This window comes from Pedobacter psychrotolerans (genome assembly GCF_004340665.1).
Lineage (GTDB): Bacteria > Bacteroidota > Bacteroidia > Sphingobacteriales > Sphingobacteriaceae > Pedobacter > Pedobacter psychrotolerans.
Map to the genome: position 1 here is coordinate 355,166 of NZ_SLWO01000003.1, position 14,867 is coordinate 370,032.

General features: G+C 36.4%; 13 protein-coding genes. 7 read left to right on the forward strand and 6 right to left on the reverse strand.

Translation table 11 applies throughout. The features are described from left to right. Positions 1–31: 31 nt before the first annotated feature. The gene (locus EV200_RS08940; RefSeq protein ID WP_132531286.1) at positions 32–1,522 is read left to right on the forward strand and encodes a tetratricopeptide repeat protein; all 1,491 of its coding nucleotides are present in this window, start codon (positions 32–34) and stop codon (positions 1,520–1,522) included. On the opposite strand, the gene EV200_RS08945 is transcribed toward EV200_RS08940, so the two are convergent. The 3 genes from EV200_RS08945 to EV200_RS08955 form a co-directional block, all read right to left on the reverse strand. Continuing rightward, a complete protein-coding gene (locus tag EV200_RS08945; RefSeq protein WP_132531289.1) occupies positions 1,519–2,598 on the reverse strand; it encodes a 3-oxoacyl-ACP synthase III family protein in 1,080 nt (359 codons plus the stop codon). The genes EV200_RS08940 and EV200_RS08945 overlap by 4 nt on opposite strands. 79 nt (positions 2,599–2,677) lie before the next feature. Then, positions 2,678–3,331, reverse strand: coding sequence for a response regulator (locus tag EV200_RS08950; protein ID WP_132531292.1), 654 nt, complete (start codon positions 3,329–3,331; stop codon positions 2,678–2,680). After that, positions 3,331–5,211: a sensor histidine kinase gene (locus EV200_RS08955; protein WP_132531295.1), complete on the reverse strand. Its 1,881-nt coding sequence runs from the start codon at positions 5,209–5,211 to the stop codon at positions 3,331–3,333. The genes EV200_RS08950 and EV200_RS08955 overlap by 1 nt, the downstream gene beginning before the upstream one ends. 167 nt (positions 5,212–5,378) lie before the next feature. Here EV200_RS08955 and EV200_RS08960 point away from each other — a divergent pair, with 167 nt between their 5' ends. Together EV200_RS08960 and EV200_RS08965 are read left to right on the forward strand one after the other, a co-directional pair. Further along, positions 5,379–6,347: a hypothetical protein gene (locus EV200_RS08960; protein ID WP_132531298.1), complete on the forward strand. Its 969-nt coding sequence runs from the start codon at positions 5,379–5,381 to the stop codon at positions 6,345–6,347. A gap of 38 nt (positions 6,348–6,385) precedes the next feature. Then, positions 6,386–7,486 (forward strand): lipid A-modifier LpxR family protein, encoded by a 1,101-nt coding sequence (locus tag EV200_RS08965; protein WP_132531301.1) that lies wholly within the window; start codon positions 6,386–6,388, stop codon positions 7,484–7,486. Here the strand turns inward: EV200_RS08965 and EV200_RS08970 are convergent, their stop codons facing one another. The 3 genes from EV200_RS08970 to rsfS all read right to left on the reverse strand — a co-directional run bounded on the left by EV200_RS08970 (position 7,487) and on the right by rsfS (position 10,735). Continuing rightward, on the reverse strand, positions 7,487–8,131 hold the full coding sequence (locus EV200_RS08970; protein ID WP_132531304.1) for a LutC/YkgG family protein: 645 nt from the start codon (positions 8,129–8,131) through the stop codon (positions 7,487–7,489). It lies immediately after the preceding gene. 93 nt (positions 8,132–8,224) lie between these two features. Then, positions 8,225–10,333, reverse strand: a complete 2,109-nt coding sequence (gene ftsH / locus EV200_RS08975) for an ATP-dependent zinc metalloprotease FtsH (RefSeq protein ID WP_132531307.1) — start codon at positions 10,331–10,333, stop codon at positions 8,225–8,227. Between the two features lie 27 nt (positions 10,334–10,360). Further along, positions 10,361–10,735, reverse strand: coding sequence for a ribosome silencing factor (gene rsfS, locus EV200_RS08980; protein ID WP_029281534.1), 375 nt, complete (start codon positions 10,733–10,735; stop codon positions 10,361–10,363). A gap of 44 nt (positions 10,736–10,779) precedes the next feature. On the opposite strand from rsfS, the gene EV200_RS08985 reads away from it, so the two are divergent. The 4 genes from EV200_RS08985 (at position 10,780) to pfkA (ending at position 14,826) form a co-directional block, all read left to right on the forward strand. Then, entirely contained in the window at positions 10,780–11,556 is a 777-nt protein-coding gene (locus EV200_RS08985) for a biotin--[acetyl-CoA-carboxylase] ligase (RefSeq protein WP_132531310.1), read from the forward strand. Positions 11,557–11,563: 7 nt separating this feature from the next. Beyond that, complete coding sequence (locus tag EV200_RS08990; protein ID WP_132531313.1) at positions 11,564–12,013, forward strand: protein-disulfide reductase DsbD domain-containing protein; 450 nt, start codon at positions 11,564–11,566, stop codon at positions 12,011–12,013. A gap of 145 nt (positions 12,014–12,158) precedes the next feature. Beyond that, positions 12,159–13,850, forward strand: coding sequence for a protein-disulfide reductase DsbD family protein (locus EV200_RS08995; protein WP_132531316.1), 1,692 nt, complete (start codon positions 12,159–12,161; stop codon positions 13,848–13,850). Next, positions 13,843–14,826, forward strand: a complete 984-nt coding sequence (gene pfkA / locus EV200_RS09000; RefSeq protein WP_132531319.1) for a 6-phosphofructokinase — start codon at positions 13,843–13,845, stop codon at positions 14,824–14,826. The genes EV200_RS08995 and pfkA overlap by 8 nt, the downstream gene beginning before the upstream one ends. Positions 14,827–14,867 lie beyond the last annotated feature (41 nt).

The following is a 14,867-nucleotide window of genomic DNA, read 5'->3' on the forward strand; positions in this document are numbered from 1 at the left end:
CATCAATTAAACCAAAAGTATATTACCACAAATGACAAAAACACAGCGTTTCACTGTTCTTTCTGCGCTATTCATATTTCATACAACTTCCCTCTTTGCCAACTTTGATTTTAATAGCAATTGCCTGAAGGCGTATAAAAGTATCTTTGAGTTAAAGCTTGGTAATGCCAGAGCTTACATCTCAACGGAAAAGAAACAACATCCAAATAACGCTATTATCCCATTGCTGGAAAATTATGTGGACTATTTTACTTTATTAACCTCAGAGAGTAAGTCAGATTTTGATCGCTTGAAAGGCAATAAGTCTGCACGTTTAGATCAGATCAGTGATGACGATAAGAATTCACCTTACTATCTGTATGCACAAGCCGAAATCAATTTACAGTGGGCTTTAATTCGTGGCCGTTTTGGTGAGTATTTTAATGCGGCAATGGAGATTAAAAAAGCGAATAGTTTATTACAGGAGAACAGGAAAAAATTTCCAGATTTTCAACTTAATTTTAAAGGATTAGGCCTGATTAATGCTGTTCTGGGCAATCTTCCTGATGGGGCATTAAAAACAACACTCTCCACTTTTGGTATCAAAGGGAATCTTCAGAATGGTCTTGATATGTTTGAAAAATTGGCGGATTATTTGCCAAAATCATCTTATGATGCTTTTTATGATGAGGTAGTTTTTTATTATGCCTATGTATTAACAGATGTAGCCCACAGCCCATTAGCATATGCCAAAACGATGAAATACACAAAAAACATAGCTGATACCAGTCTTTTAAAAAGCTACTTACAAAGTTATGTTTGCTTAAAAAATGCACATAATGATGAAGCGATACAGATTCTAGCCAAGAAGCCAGAAGGGGGAATTTATCAACCCTTTCCTTATCTCGATTACTTAGAAGGCATTGCTCATTTAAATAAACTGGATCTTAATGCTGGTGTTTATTTTAACCGCTTTTTACAGGCGAACAAAGGCGTTAACTGGATTAAGGACGCCAATCTTCATCTGGCTTGGATAGCACTTTTAAAGGGCGATAAATCTGCATATAATGGCTATGTAAATAAAGCCATAAACAATGGCTACCTCTACAACGATAAGGATAAACAAGCTAAGAATGAAGCTTCTGCTCCTGCTCCTCCAGTAGATTTGTTAAAAACAAGATTGTTATTTGATGGTGGCTATTTAATAAAAGCATTACAGATTTTAGCGGATAAAAAAACAGCAGATTATTCAAGTGATAAAGATAGAGCCGAATTTAATTATCGCCTGGGTAGAATTTATGATGGTTTGAATAAAGATGATCAGGCTTTAGCCGCCTATCAGGAAACGATTAATCAAGGTAAAGGCTTAAAGTACTACTTTGCAGCAAATGCTGCGATGCAAATGGGTAAAGTATATGAAGGAAAAAAGAATGTTGCAAAAGCAAGAGAGGCTTTCAATACAGCCATTTCCATGAAAAACCATGAATATGAAAGCAGCATTGAAAGCCAGGCTAAAGCAGGACTAAAAAGGTTGGGTAATTAAAACCTATACACAAAGGCATTGATATGCATCCCCGCGCCTACTGATGCAAAAACAGCAACATCTCCTGCTTTAACCTTATAATCTTTAACTTCTCCTCTTAAAACTAAATCTAACAGTGTAGGTACTGTAGCAACAGAACTGTTGCCCAACCAGGAAATGGTCATTGGAACCAGATTCTCCGGAACCGTATCTTTGCCATAAAGCTTAAATAAACGTTTCATTATTGCCGTGTCCATCTTGCCATTGGCCTGGTGCACAAAAACAATATTTACATCTTCTACACTTAATCCGGCTTTATCAATAGCCTTTTTTATAACTTGAGGAACCTGAACCACGGCAAATTCATATAACTTTCGCCCGTTCATTTTCAAATAGAGATTACCATTTGTTTCTTCTGGGTGAGCACCTTTGCCCATCGTAAGTAAGTTACCATAGTTAACAGCGTGGGTTTCTGTTTTATGTGCGATGATTCCTTTCTTTTGTTCCTCTTCTTCTTGGCCTTCAAAGATTACTGCACCAGCACCATCTGAAAAAATCATGCTGTCACGATCATGTGCATCAATAATTCTACTTAAAGTTTCTGCACCAATCACCATAACCCTTTTGGCATCACCACTTTTAATAAAATAATCAGCCTGTATAGAACCCTGAACCCAACCCGGGCAGCCAAATATAATGTCATAAGCCACACAGTCTGGATTTAAAATACCCAATTGTTGCTTTACCTTTGCGGCTAGTGAAGGAAGAATATCCGTCCGGTTACTACCTAAAGGAATGTCTCCAAAATTATGACAAAAGATGATATAGTCTAATGTTTCTTTGTCAATCCCTGCGTTTTCAATAGCTTTTTCTGCTGCTTTAGCACCAATATGATTGCTTAATTGCTGCTCGCCAACGTATCTTCGTTCTACGATTTCAGTGATCTCAGAGAATTTGTGAATAATCTCAGCAGGATCTTTTTCGATGCGGTTTCCGTTTTCAAAAAAAGTCGAATTCAGAAATTCATTACCAGAAATTATATTTTCAGGAATGTAACTTCCTGTACCGGTTATTACCGTATTTATTGCTTTGCTCATAAATTATAATACCGCATACTAAAACGGTATGTAGTATAAAAATATCAATTATATTCGAATAACGAAAATAAATAAATTTTTAGAGATGTTTATATTCAATTGCAAACTTTAATAATCCGCTTTTACCTGTTACATTTAACTTCTGAGCCATGTTTTTACGATGGGTATCAACCGTATTTAAGCTGATAAATAATTTTTCGGCAATTTGCTGTGAAGTGTAATCATCACCTATTAGGGTTAGTATTTCCATTTCCCTTGAAGTTAGATTATGGCTTTTTTGAAAATGATCTTCAATATTATAATTTGCAGATGATTGAGGAACCGTTCTAACCGGGGTAAAATATTTTTCTCCACACTGAATACCTTCGATGATTTTAAACAGGTTCTCTGCGTCAGTATCTTTCTGAATAAATGCCTTTACCCCTATTTCTTCCAGCTTAACAGTCAGTTTCGTGGTATGATACATTGATAATACCATGATCTTAACATTAGGAAACAATTGTCTGATTTTCTCACAAGCCGTTTCCCCATCCAGTACTGGCATATTTAAATCGATGATCAAAATATCAGGTAAATGATGATTAAGCAGATGCAAAATTTCCTTTCCATTTGCTGCCATTCCGATGATTTTAAAATGAGGCTGCTTAGATAAAATGGCCGATAATCCCTCGGCAAAGAGTTTATGATCATCTGCGATCATTAATGTTATGGGTTTTTGTTCTATACACTCCATTATTTAAGAGGGATATCTATTGTAGTTGTGGTGCCATTTTGATTACTGTCTACCAGGATTTTTCCGTTTAAGTATTTTACCCGGGAAAGGATATTCTGAATGCCTATTCCCTTTTTATCTGTATCCGGATTATAACCAATGCCGTTATCTTCTGCCATAATACTGATATGTTCATCAAATGATAAAATTTGTATGGTAGCTTTTGAGGCATAAGAATGCCTGATGATATTATTAATCAATTCGTTCACCATGCGGTAAATGGTAACTTCCATTGTGCTTTCGATAGGGTGTCCTAATTGAAAAACGAAATCAAATTTAATTTTGCCGGATTCATTTAGTGTTCTGAAATTTTCCTTTAATATTTCAATTAAGCCAGATTGCTCAAAGTTTTTAGGCATGAGATTATGTGAAATCTCCCTCAAGTCTAAACAGGCTTTTTCAATCATACTGATTGTCTTATCATAAAAAACACGCTCATCATCTGTGAGTTGTAAAACCTTGTGTTGAAAGGCTGTAATGTTTAGTTTAATAATAGAAAGTGTTCCCCCCAGATCATCATGAAGATCGCGGGCCAAACGTGTTCGTTCATCTTCCTGTGCATTAAAAATGCCATCGGCTAAGTCTACCTGATGCTTACTTTTTTCTTCGAGCAGAATTTCTTTCTCTTTTTTAAGAAAATTGTAGCGTTGTGTAAGGGCGAACGATAGAAATATAATTTCAGCAGTTAAACCCACCACCAAGCCATTTGGCTTTAATAGATTGAAATTTGTGATTCCCAGCGTGTTAAAAATATAGTTGAATACACCAAGCAAGAGCATTACCGTTGCTATAAAATAATACCAGCCTAACTTGTATCCCGCTTTAATTCTTTCCACCACACAAATAATGATAACAATTACCGTAAGCAGCGCCAGGAAGTTATTGATGTAAAAAACAATTTTTTCGAGTATGATAAACGATTTGAAAAGCATTAATATGGGAATGATTGCCATGACCCAACAAAAGCGTTTATAGTAGTTTGTAAAACGGAACATGCGACTGTTTGATTCATTCTGATTTACAAAAAGCTGCATTACCTGAATCAACAAACCACAGCTCAGTGAGGCCATAATCAGCCGCATATAATCCTGAAGTCCTGGCAAATTAGGATAAATCCACTGGAATGCCAATCCCTCTTCCTCGAGGATAAAGATGAGCATACAAAAAATGTATATGGCATAATAGAGGTGAATATTATCCCTAACGGATGCAAACAGCAGCAAATTGAAGATCATGGCAAATACGAATACACCCGTATAGAATCCAAATAGGGTATGTTGCGGAATTTCTGCCTGAATAATGTCTACATCGCGGCCGATTGACATGGGCATATATAAATTTTGGCCGCGTTTATCAGCCCATAAAAAAAAGGTTGCTTTTTCATGGGCGGCAAGTACCATCGGGTAGATAAAGCTGCGGTTGCGATAAGGACGTTGTTTAAAAGGAAAATGGTCGCCGGTTAAGCCCAATGGATGAATTTTTCCAAGATCATCCAGTTTATATAATTGAAGCTGGTTAATACTGGAGCTGTGCTCTTTAAACATCAGATGAACCGATTGATTCAACGTGTTCTCCACATCGAAAGCAATCCAGTAATAAGATTGCGTATAGCCTTTGCTAAAGACTTTTCCTGGGGTTAACGGGAGCAATTTATTGGCTGCTTTATAACTGACAATAGAATCAATCGTCAGGTTTAAATGCTTGTCTTCATAGAAATATCCATGTTTACTGATGCTGAATTTTTTGGCAGTATCAATTAAAATAGGATTTCCGGTTTGGGCAGAACAAAGGCTGACAAAAAGGAATAAGAGTAGAATAGGGCTGAATAATATTTTATTCATCGGTGGAGCGTTTGCTAGTAAAAATATAGAATTTAAAATGTTTTTGCCAATTTTCTATTTCTCTTCATTTATTATTATCCAATATATAGTGGCGTTAATGCCATAAAAATAAGGTGTTTAGCTCAGGTTAAATATACCGGGTAACGGGTATATGAGGGAGGGATGGGTTGATCTTAATTTTACTGAATCTCAAACAATCTAAAAACGCAATTATGAAAAAGCTCTTAATTTTATTAGTTTATTGCTTATTTATTGGCCAGTCTTTCGGTCAATCAAACGGAAAAAGCAATGATATTATTGGACAATCCTTTGTAACCAAAACCAGCATTTCAGTAAAAGCTTATGATCCTACGATAAAAGAAGTAATTGATCTCTCTTTCTTGCTCAACGATGGAATTAAATTTTATATCTACGATGTTGTTGAGAAAGGTTATGTTCTTTCTGTTTGGAATTATAGCACCAATTTGGAAAAAGAATATTTCTATAAAAATTTACCGAATAGTAATGAAAATAAAATTTATGAACCATTTAATAAGGAGAAACCCAATTATTATAAAATACTAAAACCTGATGTTGGGATTAAATCGAAAGAGATTACTAAAGATAGTCTGAACGCTAGCAAATATAAATACAAAGACCTAGCTTATATTGATTCATGGGCAAATAACTCACATTTTTTTATTTCTCTTAAAGATTTTAATGATAAGTGCGAATCTATTTATCCGCATAAAAGAGGGTTTACCTGGGGTTTTTTGACGTTGCCCATCAAAGCAAGGTTTGGCAATTCAAAGGCTCCATTTACTTTCGAAGAAAAGATAAACTTCGGTATATCTGCTGGTGTAAAGTGGCAACATGTAAATACGGTATATTCTGCTAGCAATTTACTAGGAGGGGTATCAGTTGGTGGTGTTAAGATTGATAAAGATAACTCTGCTTCCGCCATTTCTTTATCTGGCGGCTATATGTATCAATATGATAAATTCCAGATTGGCATATTTACAGGGGTTGACTTTATTGATAAATCTGCTGGAGTTAGCTGGGGTTACCAAGGCAAACCTTGGGTAGGTTTTGCAATTGGTTTTAGTTTGTTTGGTGAAGGTAAAACAACCGTGGCGGGTGAGCAAACTCAGAAGTAAGCTATATTTATTACATATTGAAATTAATAACCTCTCTAGTGAAAAATACTTTATTTATTTTCCTTTTGGTAATTATGCCAATACTTCGCATAAGTGCTCAGGAATCTGGAACACAGATTCATCGAGCAGGTTTACTTCTTGATCAAGACTACTTTTTAAAGTTTATTCATCCTGATCTCAATCAAGATCGAAATTATACGATGGGTGCTGCTTTAATTTTTCAGTATGCCAAAATGGGAGAAAAAGGATGGGTCTATGCTCCACACAGATTTCTGGCCAATTCCATCTTAGGAAAATCAAATGTTGAGGGGATATCTGACGCTACAGTAATGCTGGCAAATACTACTTTTACACCAAGATATCTGGGAAATTCACATGATCCAGAAAGTGAATATAAACGGAATAATGACAGACCATTTGCTAGTTTGAATTTTATCGGAACAAGTTTAAGCGCACTTAGCAACTCTGGGAATGAATTAATAACCGTGGGCATTAATATTGGCGCAATAGGATTGAATGTATCAAAAGCTGTTCAAACCACGATCCATCGTGATCATTGGTTTGGTAATACATCTCCCATTCCATATGGATGGGAGGACCAGATTTCAGAAGGCGGAGAACCTACTTTACTGGTTTCAGGAAAGAAAGACTGGTTACTTATTGGTAAAGTGGATGACTCACCCAATAATCAGCAGCACTTTCAGCTTAGTGCTAATGCAGAATTTTGGTTAGGCTATTATGTAAGTACTGGTTTAGGCATTAATACCAGGCTAGGCTTGCTTGATGGCAAAAATTGGAGTGTAAACAGTCTTCCAATAGCTAATGCAACAAATTTGATTGAAACAAAAAATAATCGTTTTGAACTATTTCTTTTAGGCGGAATTAAGGGCAACGGCTGGCTTTACAATGCGCTACTAATGGGGCAATTTATGGATGGACCTTATCAATTGAGCTTAAATCAAATAAAAAAAGGGACACTTGATTGGAATTTAGGTATTGGAACAAAAATTCCGTTATGCAAGACGCGTGCACTTAAGGCATCTGTAATAGTTGTGGGGCGCTCGCCAGAATTAAATACCCAAATAGAATTTGAACGCTGGCATTCGTGGACAAGTTTTCAGCTCTATTACGAATGGTAATTAACTCAAATCATCAATCATGAATACAAAAAGCTCTTTCGGACCGTGGGCACCTAAAACCAATGTTTTTTCAATGTCTGCGGTTCTACTTGGTCCCGTAATGTTACTGATCATAGAAGGGATTTGATTACCATATTTGTTCTTCAACAATTGAAAGCCATCTTTAAGGTCTAATACCAGCTGACTGGTTTTGGCAATAACAATATGGTGATGCGGAAAAATACTCAGCCTTCTGCCGGCAGCTCCCTGATTACTTACCATAACACTTCCGTTCCGGGCAATTAGCGCTTCGCAAAGTGTAATTCCAACTTCAGCCTGCTCAAAATCTTTATCGGTTTGGTAAAAGGGAAATTCATATTTTGTTAAAAAGGCCTGAAGTTCCGGTTCCCAGCAATATATTTTGCGCCACCTGAACTTGTCTGCAAGCTGGAGCATATTTTCAAAGAAATCGATCCCATCTTCACAAAATATAAAGTTACCCGATATAGCAGTTAACTGTTCCGCAAATAGAATTTCGAGCTCATCTGTATTCTTTTTATACAACGGGCTTTCTTCCAGGTTTGGATAAGGATTTTCACGCTTCTCTAAGAGCGCTTTTCTTATCTTTTTTAAGATTTGCTCTTTCGCTGTTGTATTATCTTTCATTTGGGATAAAAAATGAACCCTTGAACTTTTTGGGTTCAAGGGTTCAAACATATGTATAATTGTGTTGATATGCAATTTAACGCATAACCACCATTACTCTTTTTCTGATGCCGGATTTAAACCGTTAACCTCTTTATTAATATCAGTATCGCTCACACCATCATGAATGAGTCCTTCAGCTGCAGGGCTTTGATCACCTGTTCCATTTACAAATTCATCATAAGTTGTACGTGTATCGAACGGACGTTTACCTAAAATTTCTTCTAAATCAGCTTGGAATAAAATTTCTTTTTCCAATAATTTTTGTGCTAATTTTTCTAAACCATCTTGTTTGTCTATCAATAATTGTTTGGTTTTGATGTAAACATCACCAATCAATTTACGAACTTCAACGTCGATCAATTCTGAAGTTTTTTCAGAATATGGTTTGTTAAAATTATATTCATTCTGAGGATCATGGAAAGAAACATTTCCTACTGCCTCATTCATTCCATAGATACTAACCATTGCATATGCAAGCTTAGTAATCCGCTCTAAATCATTCTGTGCACCAGTAGAGATTCTACCAAAGGTAATATCTTCTGCAACACGACCGCCCATTGTCATACACATACCGTCTGTTAATTGCTCGGTAGTATATAAGAACTGTTCTTTAGGCAAATATTGAGCATAACCTAATGCAGCTACTCCACGTGGAACAATGGAAACTTTAACCAATGGATCTGCATGCTCCAGAAACCAACCTGCAATTGCATGACCAGCTTCATGATAAGCAACTATTCGTTTTTCTTCTGGAGAGATAATTTTGTTTTTCTTTTCTAAACCACCAATTACACGGTCAATGGCATCTTGAAAATCCTGCATATCAACCTGCTCTTTGTTTTTACGTGCAGCGATTAATGCAGCCTCATTACAAACATTGGCAATTTCAGCACCGGCAAAGCCTGGTGTCTGTGCTGATAATTTTTTGGCATCTACTTCTTCTGATGTTTTGATAGGCTTTAAGTGAACATTGAAAATATGTTCACGGCCAACTAAATCTGGTTTATCAATAGAAATCTGTCTATCGAAACGACCTGGACGTAAAAGAGCTGAATCCAATACATCAGGACGGTTAGTTGCTGCCAGAATGATAATGCCCGAATCGGTTCCGAAACCATCCATCTCAACCAACAGTTGATTTAAGGTATTTTCACGCTCATCATTACCACCCATTACACTATTCTTTCCACGTGCACGGCCAATAGCATCAACCTCATCAATAAAGATGATACATGGTGCTTTATCCTTTGCTTGTTTAAACAAATCTCTAACACGTGATGCACCTACACCCACAAACATCTCTACGAAATCTGAACCAGATAAAGAGAAGAATGGTACCTGTGCCTCACCTGCTACAGCTTTTGCTAATAATGTTTTACCTGTACCAGGAGAACCAACCAAAAGTGCTCCTTTAGGAATTTTACCACCAAGGTTTGTGTATTTTTTAGGGTTTTTCAGGAAATCTACAATTTCCATTACCTCTTGTTTAGCTTCTTCTAAACCAGCAACATCATTAAAGGTAATATTAACCTGACTTTCTTTATCAAACAAGGTTGCTTTGGATTTACCAATACTGAAAATCTGACCTCCGCCAGCTCCACCACCGCCCATGCGGCGCATCATGAAAATCCAAAAACCAATTAAAAGCAATAATGGAAGGCCAATATTAACCAGTAATCCCATAAATGGATTGCTGCGGCTGTCTTTTTCTGCCAAAATTGGCTTTTGTCCGGCAGGAAGGTTTTTCTGTGATTCGGCCAATTGCTTGTCTAAGCCGTCCATCGTACCTGCGTTGAAATATACAGTAGGGCCTGTATTTACAGCAGAGAATGTTCCTGTACTTTTATACTTTTTATACTCAGGTTTGTTTTTTAGTGCTTCTGGTTTAATGTAAACCTCTACCTTAACCAGATCTTCTGATCGATAAGCAACCAGACGTTCTACATCTCCGGTTAGAAGCATTTTGCTTTCAAACTCCGGGTAATCTACTTTTTTACCACCATCACCCGAAAATAATAGCTGAGCTGCAATAACAGCAATAATGATGGCTGCATAAATCCAGAAAACATTAAACTTTGGCCCTTTTTGTGGTTTTTTAGGAATGTTAGGTATTTTTCTTCCTATTTTTTTATTGTCGTTTATATTCTGATTATCGTTCATTGTCTTGTTCAAAATGGTTCTAATAGGTTATGCGCTTTGGTAATTTGTACTTTCAGCATCTCCCCACAATTCTTCTATGCCATAAAAGTGGCGCTTTTCAGTTTTAAAAATGTGCACAACCACATCAAAATAATCGAGAATAATCCAATCAGCAGATTCTTGACCTTCTTTATGTCTTGGATCGGCCTGGGTGGCCTTATATATCTCTTTTTCTACACTATCTGCAATTGCTTTAACCTGAGTGCCAGAGTTGGCACTTGCAACAATAAAATAATCAGCTACTGAAGTGTGAATATTTCTAAGATCTAACCGCACGATATCTTCTCCTTTTTTTTCTTGTATGCCTTGTACGGCTAACTCAGAAAGGTAAGTAGAAAGGGCTACTATTTTCTTTTTTACCATTAAAATGCTTTAATTTGGGAATTACAATATTATAAATTCAACACTTGCAAAATAACACTTTTTCGACACTATTTGTTGGTCAAAATTTAATCAAATTAAAAGAGGTTGATTCTACTAATAACTTTTTAAAGGATTTACTGTCAAAATCCGAGCCATTAGCCGAGGGTACTGTTATTATGGCAGATAATCAATTTTCAGGAAGAGGACAACAGCAAAGTGTCTGGCAAACTGAAGCAGGTAAAAATATTAGCATGAGTATCTACCTGAAACCTTCGTTCTTGCCATTGCAGAAGCAGTTTTATTTAAATATGGCAGTTAGTTTGGCCGTAAGTGATGCTTTAGATACATATATTACAGAAGGCATAAAAATTAAATGGCCTAACGATATCTATTATTTCAATAGAAAAATAGGAGGAATACTCATTGAAAATACACTGACAGGTATTGCATTTAAATCTTCTGTTATTGGCATTGGTTTGAACATTAATCAGCTAAATTTCCCTGATCATATTAGCAATAAGGCAACTTCACTGGTGCAGATTTTACAAAAGGAAACTGATTTGATGGGCATTTTAGAGAAAATTTCCATCTTTATAGAAAAATATTACCTGATTTTAAAATCTGGAGGGTATGATATTTTACAGAAAAATTACCTTAAACGATTATACAATTTTAATGTTAAGGCATCTTACTTAGATCATGGAAAGGTTTTTGAAGGAATCATTACAGGAGTAGAAGACGGTGGTCGTTTGGTGATGCATACAGAACAGGGACCTCAAGCTTTCAATTTTAAAGAAATAGAATTTATACACACAAAATAAACACACAATGAAAAAAATCACACTAGCGCTATCTTTGGTATTATTTACCATTGCAGGGGCGTTTGCTCAAATTGAAAAACCTGTAACCTGGTCATATGCTGCAAAGAAGGTTAGCAAAACAGAAGCAATCCTTTATTTAAAGGCTACTATTGAGGACAGATGGCATATTTACTCACAAAATGTGAAAGACGGTGGCCCGGTTAAAACTACATTTACTTTTTCTCCCTCTAAAGATTTTTCTCTGGTAGGGAAAACTACAGAACCAAAGGCCATTACAAAATACGAAGACACCTTTAAAATGAATGTAAGCTACTTCGAGAAAACCGTAATTTTTCAACAGAAGATAAAGTTAAACAAGGCAGCCACAACAGCAAAGGGTAAAGTAGAGTTTATGGTTTGTAATGACAGACAGTGTCTTCCTCCTGAGGAAATCGAATTCAGTATTCCAGTTAAGTAATTGATTACAAAATATTTATAACAGTCCCGACAAAATCGGGACTGTTTCTTTTTAAAGTAAAATCTAAGTGTCTTAGTTCTTTAAAGATTAATCATTTATAAATAATGCTTAATTTCACGGCTTCAAACACACACGAAACACACAAATGAAAAAGGTTTTATTATTGTTATTAATGGCTGCAATGTTTTTAGCCTTGCCAGCCGTTAAAAGTTATGCCATAGTGGTACAAGATACCACAGCAACCGCTCCGCCAGATGATATGGCTTTTACAGAGGTTGGGTCTGCGCAAGATAGCGTGGCCAATGGAATTGTTAAAGATTCTATTAAAAAGGATACGGTTAAGGCGACCACGCCACTTAAAAAAGGCATTGATCAGGATAAACTAACACTTTGGCAAACTTTTATTAAAGGATTATTATTTGGCTTTGCTGCGATTTTAATGCCATGTATCTTCCCAATGCTTCCTTTAACGGTAAGTTTTTTCACTAAAAAAGCAGGTAGCAAAAGCAAGGCTGTTGGTCAAGCTATAATTTATGGTTTATCAATTATAGTGATATATGTGGCCCTAGGAATGTTAGTTACCATCGCTTTTGGTTCTGATGCACTCAATGCACTCTCTACTAACGGAATCTTTAATGCCTTTTTCTTTTTAATGCTGGTTGTTTTTGGTGCGTCTTTTTTAGGTGCGTTCGAAATCACTTTACCTAGTGCATTTGTAAATAAAATTGATGCAAAATCTGATAAAGGTGGGTTAATGGGGATATTTTTTATGGCCTTTAGTTTAGCTTTGGTTTCATTTTCTTGTACCGGACCACTGATTGGTACCTTATTAGTAGATGCAGCATCAAAGGGCGATAGATTGGGCCCGGCAGTCGGTATGTTTGGATTTTCATTCGCTTTAGCAATTCCATTTGCTTTGTTTGCCTTGTTTCCCTCATTGTTAAAGTCATTGCCTAAATCGGGCGGATGGTTAAACAGTGTTAAAGTAGTATTAGGATTTATTGAGTTGGCTTTTGCCTTCAAGTTTTTATCTAACGTAGATCTAGCTTACCATTGGAATTTATTAGATAGAGAAGTTTTCCTGGCCATCTGGATTGCGATATTTACTTTAATGGGAGTTTATTTATTAGGTAAGATTAAATTCTCTCATGATAGTGACTTGCCTTATTTATCTGTTCCACGTACATTTCTAGCCATCTTGGTATTTGCCTGGGTAGTTTATTTAGTGCCAGGAATGTGGGGTGCGCCATTAAAATCCATCAGCGCTTTTTTACCGCCTACAGCTACCCAGGATTTCGATTTAAATAATTTAACAGCCGCACAGCCCGTTACAAGTGCTAAAACATCTATAAAAGAAAAAAAATACGCTGAGCTGTTTCATCGTTTAACACCAAAAGGATTTGACCCTTATTATGATTTTGAACAAGCTAAACAGGCATCCAAAGAACTTGGTAAGCCAGTTTTAATTGATTTTACGGGCTGGAATTGTGTAAATTGCAGGAAAATGGAAAATAATGTCTGGTCAAATGCAGAAGTTGCAAAAAGATTAAAGAACGATTTTGTAATGGCTGAATTAGTTGTTGATGATAAAACAGAACTACCAGTAGAGGAACATTATATTTCTACATTCAGTAAAAAGAAGATAAATACAATTGGTAAAAAGTGGAGTGATTTTCAGGCGGCAACATTTAACAGCAATTCTCAGCCACAGTATGTGATTGTTGATGGAGATGGAAATGTTCTTGTACCGCCTCAGGGAGCTGATTATGAGCCTGAAAACTACATTAAATTTTTAGATAACGGGAAGGCAGCTTTCCAGAAAAAAACGAATGAGTAAGATAAAGAACATTGGTGTTTTAACCTCTGGCGGAGATTCGCCAGGCATGAATGCTGCAATCAGAGCCGTAATAAGGGCCTCAATTTATTACGATATAGAAGTAACGGGATTTATTCGTGGATATGAAGGATTAATCAATAATGATTTTATTCCCATGGATAGAAAATCTGTCGCGAACATTATACAACGTGGCGGAACCATTTTAAAAACAGCGAGAAGCGAATCTTTCAGAACAGTTGAAGGAAGAAAGGCAGCTTATCAAAACCTGAAAGAAAGAGGCATTGATGCTTTAGTTGTGATTGGCGGAGATGGAACATTTACTGGTGCAAATGTATTTGCAAAAGAATTTGATTTTCCAATCGTTGGCTTGCCCGGAACAATTGATAACGATTTAGCCGGAACGGATTTTACTATTGGTTACGATTCAGCTATAAATACTGTAATTGATGCCGTAGACCGAATCAGAGATACGGCAGAATCTCACGACAGACTTTTCATCGTTGAGGTGATGGGCAGAGATTCGGGTTTAATTGCCTTAAGAAGTGGCATTGGTGTAGGCGCCGAGGCCATTATGATTCCGGAAGCCAATATGAATGCCGATGATATTTTACATAAATTAGAACATAGCCGAAAAGATAAAGCTTCTAAAATTATTATTGTTGCAGAAGGCGATGAAAATGGAGGTGCATTTAAAGTAGGTGAAATTTTGCAGGAAAAGTACCCTCATTATGATACGAAAGTTTCCGTTTTAGGGCATATTCAACGTGGAGGAAAACCAACCTGTATGGATCGTGTATTGGCAAGCCAGTTAGGGGTTGCGGCAGTAGAAGGTTTAATAAGCGGGGAAAGAAGTGTAATGGTTGGACAAATGAACAGGGAGATTGTGTTTACACCTTTTGATCATGCGATTAAACATATTGATGCAGAAAAAGTGAGTTCGAAGTGGTTGAAACTAATTGATATCTTATCTTTTTAATGATCAGATCACTCTAAAAAAGAAAAGTCTTTCCCGCACCG

Bases quoted from the DNA above. Each gene is read 5' to 3' on its own strand.
- EV200_RS08940 (WP_132531286.1), top strand. From the start codon at position 32: ATGACAAAAACACAGCGTTTCACTGTTCTTTCTGCGCTATTCATATTT.
- rsfS (WP_029281534.1), bottom strand. From the start codon at position 10,735: ATGGTAAAAAAGAAAATAGTAGCCCTTTCTACTTACCTTTCTGAGTTA.
- EV200_RS08970 (WP_132531304.1), bottom strand. From the start codon at position 8,131: ATGAAAGATAATACAACAGCGAAAGAGCAAATCTTAAAAAAGATAAGA.
- EV200_RS08990 (WP_132531313.1), top strand. From the start codon at position 11,564: ATGAAAAAAATCACACTAGCGCTATCTTTGGTATTATTTACCATTGCA.
- EV200_RS08955 (WP_132531295.1), bottom strand. From the start codon at position 5,211: ATGAATAAAATATTATTCAGCCCTATTCTACTCTTATTCCTTTTTGTC.
- EV200_RS08995 (WP_132531316.1), top strand. From the start codon at position 12,159: ATGAAAAAGGTTTTATTATTGTTATTAATGGCTGCAATGTTTTTAGCC.
- pfkA (WP_132531319.1), top strand. From the start codon at position 13,843: ATGAGTAAGATAAAGAACATTGGTGTTTTAACCTCTGGCGGAGATTCG.
- EV200_RS08945 (WP_132531289.1), bottom strand. From the start codon at position 2,598: ATGAGCAAAGCAATAAATACGGTAATAACCGGTACAGGAAGTTACATT.
- ftsH (WP_132531307.1), bottom strand. From the start codon at position 10,333: ATGAACGATAATCAGAATATAAACGACAATAAAAAAATAGGAAGAAAA.
- EV200_RS08950 (WP_132531292.1), bottom strand. From the start codon at position 3,331: ATGGAGTGTATAGAACAAAAACCCATAACATTAATGATCGCAGATGAT.